The sequence below is a fragment of the Cytobacillus massiliigabonensis genome (genome assembly GCF_900199725.1).
In the GTDB taxonomy this organism is placed as follows: domain Bacteria; phylum Bacillota; class Bacilli; order Bacillales; family Cytobacillaceae; genus Cytobacillus; species Cytobacillus massiliigabonensis.
Genome location: NZ_LT904904.1, coordinates 121,394 through 136,610, shown reverse-complemented (window position 1 = coordinate 136,610; position 15,217 = coordinate 121,394). Strand labels below are relative to the sequence as shown.

Here is a 15,217-nt window from a genome sequence, read left to right as displayed (position 1 = left end):
CGCCTTGATTATCGCCGGACAAACTGGAGGGGCTCTGACTGAGATAAAGGAAACACGATGAGCGAGAGCGAATCGATGTTGACTTATCGTAGGGAGGAGACCTGAAGTTTGATAGGCGATAGGCGCTGGAGCTAGACAATTCTCTAACTCAAAAGTTACACTTTCTTTGTTAAAAAAAATGAGTACCGCTATCAAGCGGCACTCATTTCATGCATCTATTCCACTATTAAACCGCTGTTAAAGCAGTTGGAATTTTCGGGTCTGTATCAAACAGGTCAAACTGCTCCCCTGCTCTAATCCCTCTGCTCTCAAGTGTTTGTGCAACAGCCATTCTTGCTAAATCCTTCATATTATTATCCTGACTTAAATGAGCCAGATAAATGCGCTTTGTTCGATCTCCAGCTACCTCACTCATGGCAATCGCCGCATCCTCATTAGAAACATGACCAACATCACTTAAAATTCTTCGCTTAATACTCCAAGGATACCTTCCCATTCTAAGCATTTGCACATCATGATTGCTTTCGAATACATACGCATCCGCATTGGAGATAAGACCTTTCATTCGGTCACTTACATAGCCAGTATCTGTTATTATAACTACCTTTTTTTGCCCATGATGAAACACATAGAACATCGGATCTGCCGCATCATGAGAAACACCAAATGATTCAATATCTAAAGAACCGAACGTTTTTACCGTTTCCATATTAAAAAGAAACTTCTGCTCAACTGGTACTTGTCCAATTAAGCCATCCATTGCCTGCCATGTTTTCTCGTTTGCATACACAGGCAATTTATACTTTCTAGCAACGACCCCGACACCTTTAATATGATCACTATGCTCATGTGTAACTAAAATGCCTGAGAGCTTCCCCATATCCCGGTCAATTTTTTGAAATAAGGCTTCCATCTGTTTCCCGCTTAGACCAGCATCAACCAAAAATGAATGATCCTCCGTCTCAACATAGATCGCATTCCCGGTACTTCCGCTTGCGAGAACACTAAATTGCAAGGACATATTCTCTCACTCCACTATTTTTTTCTCTTCATTGTTTAATTGCATAATCTGCCCCTCGATCGCGTGGACAAATAAATTCTCTTCATCACTAATGACAAAGCGCCAAGCTGGCGTCAGCACCTGAGATGTACCTGTATGAACAAAGGTAACATAGCCTAGCTCAACTTTTGATATTTTGCTTTTTGGCTTTAATGAGCCTTTTTCATATAATGTTTCAATGGCTTTAAGCGGCTGAATTATTTTTTCTTTTTCCGACAGTTCTTCGATATTTTCTAATATTGTTTGCTGATAGGAAACGATATCATTTTCAGCATTTAGCCAAATCGTCAATTCACCGCTTATATTTTTATAGAATACCTTATCCTTGAACTGCTGATAATAGGTAATTTTGTTTTCATCTTTCCCCCAGAAACGATACTGATCGCCATAGATCACATGGTTTTTAACAAAAGAATTAATCTCTGACGTATCCAGCTTATCATTTAACTCATATGGCTTTTCAAGAGTAGCAGTTAAAACCAGCCCATCATTCACTGTTACTTGCTGCCCTTTTAGCTTGGGATCTTCTAAGCTATCATCATTCGTGAAATTTTTTGGCCTCGCACTTAAATAGTTATCTTTCTGAAAGTTTTTCGGAAGTTCAATATACTCAATTTCATCTGCTTTCAGTCTTTTATCAAATGAAGGCTCCGCAATTACTTCTAATTGACTGGAATCTTTTAATTTAAAGAACTCATACATTAAGTAAATATCGAGTACAAGGAAGGTCAAAATAAAGATTGTTTTAATTTTACTCCAATCCATGATTGCCCCCCTCTATTTCATCGAAGGATATTTTATTCCATGTATCATTGTATTCGTAGTACCAAGCTGGTTCAAGATAAACTAATACATTGTGTAAATCCTTTTTCATCGTATACCCTATCACAATATTCTGCACCTGGTTAAGATGAACGCCTTCCATTCTTTCCAATTTCTCAATTACCTCTTGTCCGGATTGGAGGGTTGTTTCTGAGGAATCTGTCTGAATGCCAAATGAAAAATTACTGCGAGAATACTCCAAGATCTCATTTTGCCCCCAAGTATGGCTGATTTCAGAAATTCCATTCGCATCACTAAACACAGGATATCCATTACTCTCATAGAGGCGGAACAATACCCGATAACTTGATTCATCTACCTTTACATATTGGTAATTTCCTGTCCATCCCCCGTGTTCATTAACAAAGTCAATGCTCCTTTTCAAGAGATTATCTGCAGGAAACGGCTTCTCATTGCTTTCAGCCGGGTTCACATATGAAAGTGTATTTTTATCATAATTCACCCGCATCAAACTTGAATAATCCTTAAATTCTACTCCAGAAGATTGATGATTCTTCTGAACCACACTCGGATTTGTAAATAAGGCATTCTTATATTTTTCATAATCTAATGGCTTTGTTATATATTGATACCTTAACATCTTTGTTTCATTCGACGGCAAAAATAGTACTCGTTCATTTGAAACTTTATATGGAAAATAAGATAAATAACCAGAATTGTATTCCACATTTTTAAAGAAAGCATTATTAAAGTTATTGACGAACGACGAAGCAACATGGCTTCTAAATGCCTTTTTCTCTTTAGCTGATATGAAATAGACATAGCTTTGTTCCTTCGACGTTCCATCTACATCAATAACAATACGATCAAATTGAAAATTTGGAAGTTTTTTATCCTTAATATCGATAATCGATCGGTAAAGATCAATAGGAATCAAGTCTGGAAATTCAATGACTGCTTTTCCCGAATTATGGATAAAGGAGGAGAAATTCTCAATCCCTCCTGACATATTTTCAAAATCAGCATAATTCCATTTGCTAATTTCAGCTATTACCTTATTAATTTCATTTGTATTAACTGTTCCGAAATGCTTCTCTTTATCCAAATGATAAAAAATCCGGTCTGGTTTAACAATTTCCCCGACATCCTTTTTGTCGCTTATTGCTACTTTTTCAACCGTATTCTGTTCGGTCATCACTTCTAAATTTGGCTGGTATGTCCAAATGCTCCATGTCAATAAAATACTAAAACACACTAAAATGACTAATATGACTGATTTAATATTTTCATATGTCATTCCCAATCATCCTCTTCAGTACGAGCAAAAGGCAGACTGAAAAAGATCGTTGTTCCTTTTCCCTCTTTACTCATTGCCCATATTTCACCGCCATGTGCTTCAACCATTTCCTTAGCAATAGCAAGGCCAAGACCTGTGCCACCCAGCTTTCTCGTTCTAGCTTTGTCTACTCGATAAAATCGGTCAAATATTTTATCAATATTTTCTTTTGGTATTCCTACTCCTTGATCAGAAACACTTACAATCATCATATCCAGCTTTTCTTCGACACGGAATGTAACCTTTCCGCCTTCTGGAGAGTACTTCAGTGCATTGGATATGATGTTATCCAGCACTTGTGTAAGCTTATCCGCATCAATCTCAACAAATGCAGCCTGATTAGGCAGTCTTCGGTCAAAAATCACATTTTGATGCTTCGTTAATTCAAATCGATCGATAATCCGGTTATAGAAGGAAATAAGATCGATCCACTCTTTTGTCAGACGGTAATCCTTGCTGTCCATTTTTGATAATTGCAGCAAGTCATTCACAAGACGAATCATCCGCTCTGTCTCATTTTGTGTTACTTCTAAAAAATTCGGTGCAATTTCTTTATCCTGCCATGCACCATCTGCAAGCGCTTCTAAATAGCTTCTCATCGTCGTCAGTGGTGTTCTCAATTCATGAGAAACATTTGCAACGAATTCCCGACGCTCCATCTCAATTTTTTCCTGCTCTGTAATATCATGAAGCACAGTAATAAGGCCGTTTACAAATCCAGTTTCCTTTTGAATAACAGAGAAATTTGCCCGTAAAATTAACGTTTTTGAAGGTTCACTGTAATCTAAAATGACTGAATCCCGTTCTGCAAGCAGCTCATCAAAGGTATAGTCTTCCTCCAGACCAAGAAGTGGAACGATTGGAGAGGATAAAACTGTTTCACGTGAAACATTCAGCATTTCTGCCGCGGGTTCATTTATTAAAATGACACGCCCCTTCCGATCAGTCGCAATCACGCCATCCGTCATATAAGAGAGAACAGAAGAAAGCTTTCGCCTTTCCCCTTCAGTTGTTGCCTGTGCCTCCTGGAGCTTTTTCGTTAAATTATTAAATGTCATGGCAAGCTGACCAATTTCATCATATCCATAAACCTTAACTTTTCGTGAAAAATTCCCTTTTGTCATCGCAAGTGCCTGTCTTCTCATATCTGACATTGGCCTTGTAATTGTTTGTGCCAAAAGAACACCTAATACTGCAGTTATTGCAAGCGCAATAGCTGTACCAGTAATAAATATATTATTAATTTGCCTCATTTGCTGAAAGACATTTTCTATTTTGGCAACTAAATAAATAGCACCTTTTACTTCGCCTTTATGCTTAATCGGTGTAACTAATACCCAGATGCGATTTCCCGAACCATCTATCCGTTCCTCGCTCGATTTCTGAGCGGTTGCAAGCGTCATCCTTATAAGGGTATCTGTTGTCCTTTGTGTCACAACGCCTTGATTATCCGGATCGGATGTCCCAAGAATCTTCAGTGAATCGTCAATGACCTGTACTTCCGTAATATCTGGCGAGTAAAAATCTCTCAATAATTTATAGACATCGTCTTCAAGGGTAGTCTCCTCATCAGTCAGACGATCCTTCGTCATTTGTTCCTCGACATAATACGCAAGCAATTTCACACGGTCTTGAATGGTTGTTTTAAAATTATCCTTCAACGTAAACTCTAATTGCCGTACAAAGTAAACGCCAATAATTTGCATAGCAATCAAGATTAAAAGGACATATATAATAACAAATTTAAGGTGAATCGAACGGAAAAAGCCTACTTTTTTCATTGATGCTCCTTACTCCTGTTCAGGATTTCGCAAGTAATACCCTACTCCTCTTCTCGTAACAATCCAGGTAGGATGACTTGGGTTATCTTCAATTTTTTCTCGAAGACGTCTAACCGTTACATCAACAGTTCGAACATCTCCATAATAATCATAGCCCCAAACAGTTTGAAGGAGATGTTCCCTGGTCATTACTTGTCCAATATGCTTCGACAAATAATGAAGAAGTTCAAATTCACGGTGTGTCAGCTCGATCGTCTCTCCGCGTTTAGAAACGATGTAGGCATCTGGATGAATAGTAAGCGAGCCTACCGTGATTTCATTCGACTCATCCTCCTCTACCGCGTTTGCAGTGATTTGCTGGTGTCGTCTTAGATTCGCTTTAATACGCGCGATCAGCTCTCTCGTACTAAAAGGCTTTGTTACATAATCATCTGCACCAAGCTCAAGCCCGATGACCTTATCAATTTCAGAGTCTTTTGCCGTCAGCATAATAATTGGCATATCGTACTTTTTTCTAACTTCTCGGCAAACCTCAATTCCGTCTCTTAGAGGAAGCATAATATCAAGAAGAATCAGGTCAGGTTTAATCTCCTCCACCTTCTCCAATGCATCGTTTCCATCATAGGAACAGATAACATCATATCCCTCTTTCTTCAAGTTAAATTGCAAAATATCAGCAATTGGTTTTTCATCGTCTACTACTAGAATTTTCTTCTCCATATGGCTCTCCTTTTTCTATTGGATTATTTGGAAGGAAGTGTATTTTCATTATTATTCATATATGTTCTCACTTTTACTTTACCATTTTATAATTGAGAATACACGTATTAGAAAGATGTTACAGTATACATTCAACAGTTGCTATTAAATAGCAGCATCTTTCCAAAAAGAAATAGTAAAAAAATCTCTAGTATGTTGAACTAGAGACTTTTTCATGTCGAACTATTAGCGAATATAATTTAATGGATTTTGCAACTGTCCATTTTTGTGAATTTCAAAATGCAAATGAACGCCTGTTGAGTTTCCAGTAGAGCCCATAACACCAATTTTTGAACCCTTTGATACGGTTTGTCCAACATTTACATCAATAGATGAAAGGTGGGCGTAAATTGTTTTAAAGCCATTATTATGGTCAATGACAATTTTATTTCCAAAACTTCCATCATAGCCTGCTGATACAACCACTCCATTGTCTGCCGCTTTTATTGTACGATTGCTCGGTCTTGCAATATCAATTCCCTTATGCATTCTTCCCCAGCGATGACCAACCTTACTTGAAATATATCCGCCATTTGCAGGCCAGATAAAGCTACCTTCTCCACGAGATGGAACTACTTTTGTCCCTTTTACTACAATATGTTTAACTGGCTCTTGAAGTATTTCTTCTTTTACCAGTTGCTTTGCAATGACTTGGCCATTCTGTTCAGATATATGATAGGTTGCTGCTCGCTTGCCATCTTGTCCTTCCTGTTTAACCTTTGTGTCTCCTTTAAACATAGAAGAATCTTCAACAACCTCTTTTTCAAATGGTACATGTTCTTTTGTAAAATATTCCTTTTCAACAACTACTTGAACATACGGCTTCAAAACAGTAACGTTTAATTCCTGATCAATTTGAAGAAGCGAATCTTCCGTTAACTCTGGATTAATAGCAAGCAGCTGTTTTGTATCAAGGTTATGCGCATGAGCAATTCCTCCAAGTACATCCCCTTCTTTAACTTTATATTTCACTTCTTCTACTGAACCCTTTTCAAGAAGTTTGATTGCGTCCGCAACGGATAATATTTTCCCTGGTTCAATTTTCTCATTGGAAACTGTCACTTCTTTTGATAAACGAACGTCTAATATACGAGTTTCATTTTTCTCTAAAGGGGGTAATGAATTACTATCAGAAGCTTTTCGTGCCTCTAATGCTTTTAATTGATCTTCAGATACATATTTTAACTTTAATTGGTCTATTACGGTCTTTGCCATCTCTGCATTTTCAACATAAGCGACTGGATTTCCATCGATTACTAACGCGGAAGCATCAGCTTTTACACCAATCTCTTTAATCACTTGTTCTGCAACCTCTGAATTATTAGTAGCAGCATTTGAATGAAAGACCTGTTCTGGAACATATGTAACCTCAGACGCTACAGATAGATTAAGATTCTTAAATGCATCTTTTGACTCAGATAATTTTTCATTGACTATATTTTCGATTATACCTTTATCTGAAACAGTTCCTATGTATTTATCATTCATGTAAACATAATAAACAGTAGTTAACTTTTCGCCATTTGCTAAGGCAGAAGCACCTCCTGCAAACGAAAGTGCAGCTACAGCTACCGCTGTAATTGCTGTCTTTTTAAATCCTGCTGTCATTTTCTTATATGTATAATTTTTTAACGATATTATTTTTTTAATTGAATCTTGCATGTTACATCCTCCTAGACTACGGTACCAAACACACTTTCATATAGTGCTATGTAACTATTTTTTGATTCCTATAAAAATTCACTTCTTTACTTTATCATAAAAGCCCCCTCATAAATTAATAGACTTCATAATGTAACAGAATTGTATAATAGATGACATTTTATTACCATTTATCCTAGAAAAGAAGAAAAGCATAGCAGGAATTGTCGAAATAATAAATCATACATTCAAGTATAAAATGCCTATATATCACAGTTTTCAAAAGTTTCTTGATCTTCATTGCAAAAAATCAAAAAAAGAGGTAGAGCTCCTTCTACCTGCAAAAAATTACCCCAATATTACAAATGTGTAACAAAAAAAGGGAGTATGATTGAATCATACTCCCTTTTTGCTATTTTTTTGATGGCTCAGGACGGAATCGAACCGCCGACACAAGGATTTTCAGTCCTTTGCTCTACCGACTGAGCTACTGAGCCATATATAATATAGTTGCCTAATTTATTATTCCAGTTCAAATCTGTGCGGCAAAGCCCTTTGGTCTTTGTTGCAGATTGGAAATTTTCTATTCATAGATGTCAAGCTTCGCAGGCAAATTTTCAATCCTCTACCAACTGAGCTACTGAGCCATATATAAAATATGACAGTCAGCAAGGAGGCTGTACTTGCCAGCCGCTTACTGACTGTCATGTGCCATGACCCCTACGGGATTCGAACCCGTGTTACCGCCGTGAAAGGGCGGTGTCTTAACCGCTTGACCAAGGGGCCATTATCAAAATGGTGAGCCATGAAGGACTCGAACCTTCGACCCTCTGATTAAAAGTCAGATGCTCTACCGACTGAGCTAATGGCTCGGTATAAAATTTGTCATCCTAATCTTTGACTTCAGTTTTACAGATGTTCCAAAGCTCTGCGTTCTTTGTCACAGATTGCTATTCAGGATGTAAACGCTCTGGACTGCAATCTGCTCTACCGACTGAGCTAATGGCTCGGTATAAAAACTCATTGTGACGACGTTTTTTATAATATCATATAAACTAGGTTTATAGCAATAACTTTTTAACTTTCTCCTAAAAAATACAGAAGCCCTGATACGATTCAGGGCTTCTTTTATTATTAATTTTGACGCCAAGGGCTTCTTACAACATTTGTTTGTGTACGGTCTGGACCAACTGAGAAGATTGATAGCGGAATTCCTGTTAATTGAGATACACGCTCTAGGTAATGACGCGCATTTGCAGGAAGCTCATCTAAAGTCTTGCAGCCTGTAATATCCTCTGTCCAGCCTTGCAGCTCTTCATATACTGGTTCACATTCAGCTAGCACCTTCAAGCTTGCTGGGAATTCTTCAATAACTTCACCTTTGTAACGGTAAGCTACACAGATTTTCAATGTTTCAATTCCTGTTAATACATCAATAGAATTCAATGAAAGGTCTGTCAGTCCGCTTACGCGGCGAGCATGACGCACAACAACGCTATCAAACCAGCCAACACGGCGAGGTCTGCCAGTTGTTGTTCCATATTCACGGCCAACCTCACGAATTTGGTGGCCAATTTCATTATCAAGCTCAGTAGGGAATGGACCATCACCCACACGGGTTGTATATGCTTTAGAAACACCAACGACATGCTTAATTTTTGATGGACCTACACCAGAACCAATTGTTACGCCGCCTGCAACAGGGTTTGAAGATGTAACAAATGGATATGTCCCTTGATCAATATCAAGCATGACTCCTTGTGCACCTTCAAATAGAACTCTGCGTCCTTCATCAAGTGCATCATTTAGAACCACGGATGTATCGCATACATAATGCTTAATTTGCTGTCCGTATTCATAATACTCATCTAAAATATCTTCAATTTTAAATCCTTCTGTTTCATAAATACGATCAAACAGACGATTTTTTTCTTCAAGATTACGCGCAAGCTTTTCTTCAAATACTTCACGGTCTAAAAGATCAGCAATTCGAATTCCTATTCGTGCTGCTTTGTCCATATAAGCAGGGCCAATTCCCTTTTTTGTTGTGCCAATTTTGTTTGCACCTTTGCTCTCTTCTTCTACTTCATCTAATTTTAAATGATATGGCAGAATGACATGAGCGCGGTTACTGATTCGGAGGTTATCAGTTGTTACTCCCTTTTCATGCAAATAAGCTAATTCTGTTATAAGCGCTTTCGGATCTACAACCATTCCGTTTCCGATCACACAAGCTTTATCCTTATAAAAAATTCCTGATGGAATTAGGTGAAGCTTGTAAGTTTCCCCATTAAACTTAATTGTATGTCCCGCATTGTTTCCACCTTGGTAACGAGCAATCACTTCTGCATTTTCAGAAAGAAAATCGGTAATTTTCCCTTTCCCTTCATCTCCCCATTGCGTTCCAACAACTACTACTGATGACATAAAAAGCACCTCCGAGATCTTCATTATTAAAAGTATTAGTATACATATTCATTAATTTTTTCAAATAAATCTTATTATATCCCTTCAAACATTCCTATTTTATCAATAATCAAAGCAAAAAGTCAATAAAACACGAACATTTTATATGAAAATATGAAAATACGTTCGTCTAAATAATAAGATTTTTCACCAAAGTTACTACAATGCTCCATGCCTCTAAAAAATTAAAGAGGACTAGCATATTACTAGTCCCCTTCATTTATGCGCCTGGCGGCATGGACGGATCATCATACCGCCGCTCTAAGTTTACAAATTTATTATACTCTTTAACAAAGGCTAATTGCACTGTACCTACTGGACCATTACGCTGTTTGGCAATAATAATTTCAATGATATTCTTATCCTCTGATTCCTTATCATAATAGTCATCACGATATAAGAAAGCCACAATATCCGCATCCTGCTCAATACTCCCTGATTCACGGATATCTGACATCATCGGCCGCTTATCCTGACGCTGCTCGACTCCACGGGAAAGCTGAGATAGGGCGATAACAGGAATCTGAAGTTCACGTGCTAACGCTTTTAACGAACGTGAAATCTCTGAAACTTCCTGCTGGCGGTTTTCTCCTGAACGTCCACTGCCGAGAATCAGCTGCAAATAGTCAATAAGGATCATCCCAAGTCCATGCTCTTGCTTTAAACGGCGGCATTTTGAGCGAATTTCAGTAATCCGGACACCTGGTGTATCATCAATAAAGATACCAGCATTTGACAAGCTCCCCATAGCCATCGTTAACTTGCCCCAATCATCATCTGTAAGTGATCCGGTACGAAGTCTTTGTGCATCAATATTTCCCTCTGCACAAAGCATACGCATCACTAGCTGTTCAGCACCCATCTCAAGACTAAATATCGCGACATTCTCTTCTGTCTTCGTTGCAACATTCTGGGCAATATTTAAAGCAAAGGCCGTCTTACCAACTGAAGGACGGGCACCAACAATAATTAAATCGTTGCGCTGAAAGCCTGCTGTCATTTTATCAAGCTCAGCAAAACCTGTTGGAATTCCAGTAATGTCCCCTTTTCGATTATGCATCACTTCAATATTATCGTAGGTACGAACAAGAACATCCTTTATATTATGAAAAGCTCCTGCGTTTTTCCTTTGGGCTACTTCAAGGATATTTTTTTCAGCTTCTCCAAGTAAGACCTCAACCTCATCCTCACGGGCATATCCGTCCTGCGCAATACTAGTTGCTGTTCGAATGAGCCGGCGGAGCAAAGATTTTTCTTCAACAATTTTTGCATAATATTCTATGTTTGCCGCAGTAGGAACCGATCCTGCAAGCTCACTTAAATAACTGACCCCGCCAGCATCTTCGAGAAGTTTAGCTGCACTTAATTCCTCTGTTACCGTAACTAGATCAACTGCTTTTCCTTGATCGTTCAGCTTCAGCATGACATTAAAGATCTTTTGATGAGCAGCGCGGTAAAAATCCTCTGGAATTAGAATTTCAGAGGCTAATGTGAGGGAAGATGGCTCAAGGAAGATCGCACCAAGAACCGCCTGCTCCGCTTCAATGTTTTGAGGCGGAAGACGATCTGCAAATAAATCACTCATCAATAAAACCTCCTTATATTAAAAGCGGAAGCGCCTTGTTTAGGGGCGACAAGCATAAGACGAGCCTCACGGAAAGGTGTTCTTTACCTTTTTGGGAGGATTGGCTTATGACCTCGAGCCCCTAGGCGCTGCAGCTGGATATCGTTAAAAGCGGAAGCGCCTTGACCAGGCACTGAAAATTAAAATCTATTAATCAAATCTATAACATTATCATTTAGACCAAGCACTATCATTACATACAAACACCTAGAAAAAATGTGATCAGCAAGAACCGATCACATTTTTTTCAACTCTTCTATTTTATCATGTTTATGTGTAAATGGAACTTCCAAATTTAGTTTGCTTCTTTTACATGAACATTTAGTGTAGCTGTCACTTCAGCATGAAGCTTGACAGACACCTTTGTATAGCCTAGTGTGCGTATCGCATCAGGCAGTTCAATTTTCCGTTTATCCACTTTTAGATTATGAGCTTTTTGAAGTTCTTCGGCAATCTGTTTGCTCGTAATAGAACCGAATAAACGACCGCCTTCTCCTGCTTTTGTTGAGAATTCTAAAGTAATTTTATCCATTACTTCCTTTAGTTTTTTTGCATCTGCAAGCTCTTCAGCAGCAAGTTTTTCTTCTTTTTTCTTTTGGGCATTTAATGTGCTGACGTTTGCCTGGTTCGCCTCTACTGCTAAACCTTGCTTAATTAGGAAGTTTTGTGCATACCCATCAGCAACATTTTTCACCTCTCCTTTTTTTCCTTTACCTTTAACATCTTTCAAAAATATAACCTTCATACTTTCTTTCTCCCTTCTATATACTCATCAATTACATGCTGCAAGCGTTCTTCTACTTCATCTAGTGAAACATCTGAGAGCTGAGTAGCTGCATTAGTTAAATGCCCTCCGCCTTCAAGATTTTCCATTATGACTTGCACATTTACATCGCCTAGCGAACGCGCACTTACACCAACTGTATATTCTGACCTTTTGGAGATGACAAATGAGGCAATGACCCCATCCATCGTTAATAAGGTGTCAGCCGTCTGTGCGATCAGTACTTGGCTATACTCTTCATCAGAATGCCCCTTTGCAATGGCAATCCCGTCTCGATAAAAGTATACATTCTCAATGATTTTTGAGCGTTTAATATACGTCTCTACATCTTCTTTTAAAAACTTCTGCACAAGAACAGTATCGGCTCCAAGCGAGCGCAAATAAGAAGCTGCATCAAATGTCCGTGAACCTGTTCGTAGTGAGAAGCTCTTCGTATCAACAATAATCCCTGCCAATAATGCAGTAGCTTCAAGCATTTCGACCTTCACATTCTTTGGCTGATATTCAAGCAGCTCGGTTACAAGCTCTGCTGTTGAAGAAGCGTATGGCTCCATATAAACAAGCAATGGATTTTTAATAAACTCTTCAGCACGACGATGATGGTCGATTACAACAACATGTTCAAGCCTATGAATAAGCCTTTCCTCAATCACCATCGAAGGTTTATGTGTATCAACGACAACTAATAATGTATCTTCAGTTGCAATTTCAAGTGCCTGTGCAGGGGTGATAAACTTTGCGAATAATTCTTCCTTCTTTTGTATTTCTGTCATTAATCGCTGGATACTTGTGTCAATTTCCTGGAAATTCACAACAATATACCCTTCACGTTTATTCATTTCTGCAATCTTTTGAATACCAATTGCTGCCCCAATCGCATCCATATCCGGGTTTTTATGTCCCATGATAATAACTTTATCACTTTCAGTTATTAATTCCTTCAATGCGTGGGCAATAACTCGTGCACGAACCCTCGTCCTTTTTTCAACTGGATTTGTTTTTCCGCCGAAAAATTTCACTTTTCCATTTGTCTGTTTAATAGCCACTTGATCTCCGCCTCGTCCAAGTGCTAAGTCAAGACTGGATTGGGCAAGAACACCAAGCTCTGGAAGCGATGATACACCCGTTCCCACACCAATACTTAAGGTTAAAGGGATATTTTGTTTTGATGTTGTTTCTCTTACCTCATCAAGAATAGTAAATTTCCCTTTTTCAAGCTGCTGAAGTATTTGCTCATTATAGACAGCTATAAATCTTTCTGAAGAAACTCGTTTTAAGAATACACCATTATCAACTGCCCACTTATTTAAAATGGAAGTCACCATATTGTTCATGCTGCTTCTCGTCTGGTCATCCATCCCCTGTGTCAAATCATCATAATTATCCAGGAAAATTATAGACAGCACAGTTCTTTCTTCCTGATACATTTTTTCAATTTCTGTTTGTTCTGTTACATCGAAAAAGTATAACAGCCGTTCTTCAAGTTTTAGAATGACACGAAATTTCCGATCATGAAGAGTAATGATTTCGGTTTCCACTTCCTGCTTTATTAAGGGTATGAGTAAATCCCCGACATCATAAAGCGATCTTCCCACTAACGTATCTTCATCAAAACAGGAGGCTAGAAAGGGATTGGTCCATTCGATGAAATAATCATCATTAATCAGCATAATCCCAATGGGCATTTCCATCAAAGCCTCTTCACCGACTTTTTTGACCCGATAGGATAGAGTGGTTATGTATTCTTCTGTTTCCTTCCTCTGCATTGCATCCATTTTTAAAATATAATAAAAAGGAAGAAAGGAAAGAAATACCCCTATAATACTCAAAAGCCAGTTATAATACGCTAATACTCCGAGAAGCACCACTGTTATGCCCATCAGCCCAAAAATGGGATAGCGAATGGACCGCTTTTCTATATAAGATGGCATTTTTTTCAGCTCCCAAACAGTAGTGTTAGATGACATTCAAAAAGTCTCGATTTCCTTTTGAACACTCATTTATCCATTTTTATTTTCTAACCTTTTCCTTAATTCAAACCCTAAGTCAATTATACCTAATATCCTAACAATAGGAAGGAGAATTGGGGGAAAGATTGTGAAGACTGCTGCAATAATAGGAACTGCTTTAGGTATGCCTTTCTTATGACAAATATAGAATATAAATGCCAGCCCTTGAACAACCATACAAAGCTGAAGGATAAACGACAGATTGACCAATGCTAAATACCAATAATCTCCCTCTTCAGGTTTTAATATAAACGATGCCAGCATAATTACCAGGTAATACCAAAGGATGCTTTTTGGCAAAGTAATTTCTTTAAAGAGTGTTCTTTGTTGTGGGATCACCCCAAACCTTTTTACGATCGGAAAAGAAACTAACTCGATCAATAAAACAGCAGCTACAGAGGTCATAACGAATAAACTGGGTGTCAAGGACTCAATCATGTTAATCATTGCTTCAAATTGTTCCATAGCGGCCCCATCAACATTTCGGCCCAACATTTCAAAAATTGCCGCAGATTGATCGAGAGAATCCCTCATCGCACGAATCAATTCTTCAATGATATTCATCTTAAAAATAACAGCCAATACGGCATATTCTACAATTAAGGTCATTAAAAATACTAGCGTAGAAGCAATAAATGAAAAAGCTCTGCTCCTTTTTTCTTGGATAAAATGCCCGATTACAAGGCCTGCTATACCATAAGATAATGTAAATGGAATGGCTAGAACCGTTCCTACCATCATAGACAGAATAATCGCGGCAACGAGGAAAACAAAAGAATCCATTCGGGTATTCTTAGCGGCAAATAATATAAACGGGACTGCTAAAAATAAGTTCGTAACCAGCCCTAACACGGGAATAAAGATCGTGATTAATATTAAAACAGCAAAAATAGCTAAACAAAGTGCTCCTTGCGTTAATTTATGTGCATGATTCAAATTTCCACCCCCTAGATGGGCACTCATAAAGTCTATTT

At 38.2% G+C, this 15,217-nt stretch carries 11 protein-coding genes and 3 tRNA genes; all 14 read right to left on the bottom strand.

Going from position 1 to position 15,217, the window contains the following annotated elements:
• Window positions 1-226: 226 nt before the first annotated feature.
• The 14 genes from C1726_RS12025 to C1726_RS11960 all read right to left on the bottom strand — a co-directional run bounded on the left by C1726_RS12025 (window position 227) and on the right by C1726_RS11960 (window position 15,179).
• Window positions 227-1,021, bottom strand: coding sequence for an MBL fold metallo-hydrolase (locus tag C1726_RS12025; RefSeq protein WP_102273375.1), 795 nt, complete (start codon window positions 1,019-1,021; stop codon window positions 227-229).
• A gap of 6 nt (window positions 1,022-1,027) precedes the next feature.
• The gene (locus C1726_RS12020; protein WP_102273374.1) at window positions 1,028-1,825 is read right to left on the bottom strand and encodes a two-component system regulatory protein YycI; all 798 of its coding nucleotides are present in this window, start codon (window positions 1,823-1,825) and stop codon (window positions 1,028-1,030) included.
• Window positions 1,812-3,140: a YycH family regulatory protein gene (locus C1726_RS12015; protein WP_102273373.1), complete on the bottom strand. Its 1,329-nt coding sequence runs from the start codon at window positions 3,138-3,140 to the stop codon at window positions 1,812-1,814. Before C1726_RS12015 ends, C1726_RS12020 begins: the two co-directional genes overlap by 14 nt.
• Window positions 3,137-4,960: a cell wall metabolism sensor histidine kinase WalK gene (gene walK, locus C1726_RS12010; protein ID WP_102273372.1), complete on the bottom strand. Its 1,824-nt coding sequence runs from the start codon at window positions 4,958-4,960 to the stop codon at window positions 3,137-3,139. Before walK ends, C1726_RS12015 begins: the two co-directional genes overlap by 4 nt.
• Before the next feature lie 9 nt (window positions 4,961-4,969).
• Complete coding sequence (gene yycF / locus C1726_RS12005) at window positions 4,970-5,680, bottom strand: response regulator YycF (protein ID WP_102273371.1); 711 nt, start codon at window positions 5,678-5,680, stop codon at window positions 4,970-4,972.
• A gap of 225 nt (window positions 5,681-5,905) precedes the next feature.
• Window positions 5,906-7,381 (bottom strand): M23 family metallopeptidase, encoded by a 1,476-nt coding sequence (locus C1726_RS12000; RefSeq protein ID WP_102273370.1) that lies wholly within the window; start codon window positions 7,379-7,381, stop codon window positions 5,906-5,908.
• A gap of 403 nt (window positions 7,382-7,784) precedes the next feature.
• Window positions 7,785-7,857 (bottom strand) — tRNA-Phe (locus tag C1726_RS11995).
• Window positions 7,858-8,074: 217 nt separating this feature from the next.
• Window positions 8,075-8,146, bottom strand: a tRNA-Glu gene (locus C1726_RS11990).
• Window positions 8,147-8,156: 10 nt separating this feature from the next.
• A tRNA-Lys gene (locus C1726_RS11985) sits at window positions 8,157-8,232 on the bottom strand.
• A 262-nt stretch (window positions 8,233-8,494) separates the two neighbouring features.
• Entirely contained in the window at window positions 8,495-9,787 is a 1,293-nt protein-coding gene (locus tag C1726_RS11980; protein ID WP_102273369.1) for an adenylosuccinate synthase, read from the bottom strand.
• A 259-nt stretch (window positions 9,788-10,046) separates the two neighbouring features.
• Window positions 10,047-11,411, bottom strand: coding sequence for a replicative DNA helicase (gene dnaB, locus C1726_RS11975; RefSeq protein WP_102273368.1), 1,365 nt, complete (start codon window positions 11,409-11,411; stop codon window positions 10,047-10,049).
• 334 nt (window positions 11,412-11,745) lie between these two features.
• On the bottom strand, window positions 11,746-12,195 hold the full coding sequence (gene rplI, locus C1726_RS11970; protein WP_053478323.1) for a 50S ribosomal protein L9: 450 nt from the start codon (window positions 12,193-12,195) through the stop codon (window positions 11,746-11,748).
• The gene (locus C1726_RS11965; RefSeq protein ID WP_102273367.1) at window positions 12,192-14,165 is read right to left on the bottom strand and encodes a DHH family phosphoesterase; all 1,974 of its coding nucleotides are present in this window, start codon (window positions 14,163-14,165) and stop codon (window positions 12,192-12,194) included. Before C1726_RS11965 ends, rplI begins: the two co-directional genes overlap by 4 nt.
• 69 nt (window positions 14,166-14,234) lie before the next feature.
• Window positions 14,235-15,179 (bottom strand): YybS family protein, encoded by a 945-nt coding sequence (locus tag C1726_RS11960; protein WP_102273366.1) that lies wholly within the window; start codon window positions 15,177-15,179, stop codon window positions 14,235-14,237.
• Window positions 15,180-15,217 lie beyond the last annotated feature (38 nt).

What these genes read in the sequence shown, in the direction of transcription:
- C1726_RS11965 (WP_102273367.1), bottom strand. Translation starts at nt 14,165, where the DNA reads ATGCCATCTTATATAGAAAAGCGGTCCATTCGCTATCCCATTTTTGGG.
- C1726_RS12025 (WP_102273375.1), bottom strand. Translation starts at nt 1,021, where the DNA reads ATGTCCTTGCAATTTAGTGTTCTCGCAAGCGGAAGTACCGGGAATGCG.
- walK (WP_102273372.1), bottom strand. Translation starts at nt 4,960, where the DNA reads ATGAAAAAAGTAGGCTTTTTCCGTTCGATTCACCTTAAATTTGTTATT.
- C1726_RS11980 (WP_102273369.1), bottom strand. Translation starts at nt 9,787, where the DNA reads ATGTCATCAGTAGTAGTTGTTGGAACGCAATGGGGAGATGAAGGGAAA.
- dnaB (WP_102273368.1), bottom strand. Translation starts at nt 11,411, where the DNA reads ATGAGTGATTTATTTGCAGATCGTCTTCCGCCTCAAAACATTGAAGCG.
- C1726_RS12015 (WP_102273373.1), bottom strand. Translation starts at nt 3,140, where the DNA reads ATGACATATGAAAATATTAAATCAGTCATATTAGTCATTTTAGTGTGT.
- rplI (WP_053478323.1), bottom strand. Translation starts at nt 12,195, where the DNA reads ATGAAGGTTATATTTTTGAAAGATGTTAAAGGTAAAGGAAAAAAAGGA.
- C1726_RS12020 (WP_102273374.1), bottom strand. Translation starts at nt 1,825, where the DNA reads ATGGATTGGAGTAAAATTAAAACAATCTTTATTTTGACCTTCCTTGTA.
- C1726_RS12000 (WP_102273370.1), bottom strand. Translation starts at nt 7,381, where the DNA reads ATGCAAGATTCAATTAAAAAAATAATATCGTTAAAAAATTATACATAT.
- yycF (WP_102273371.1), bottom strand. Translation starts at nt 5,680, where the DNA reads ATGGAGAAGAAAATTCTAGTAGTAGACGATGAAAAACCAATTGCTGAT.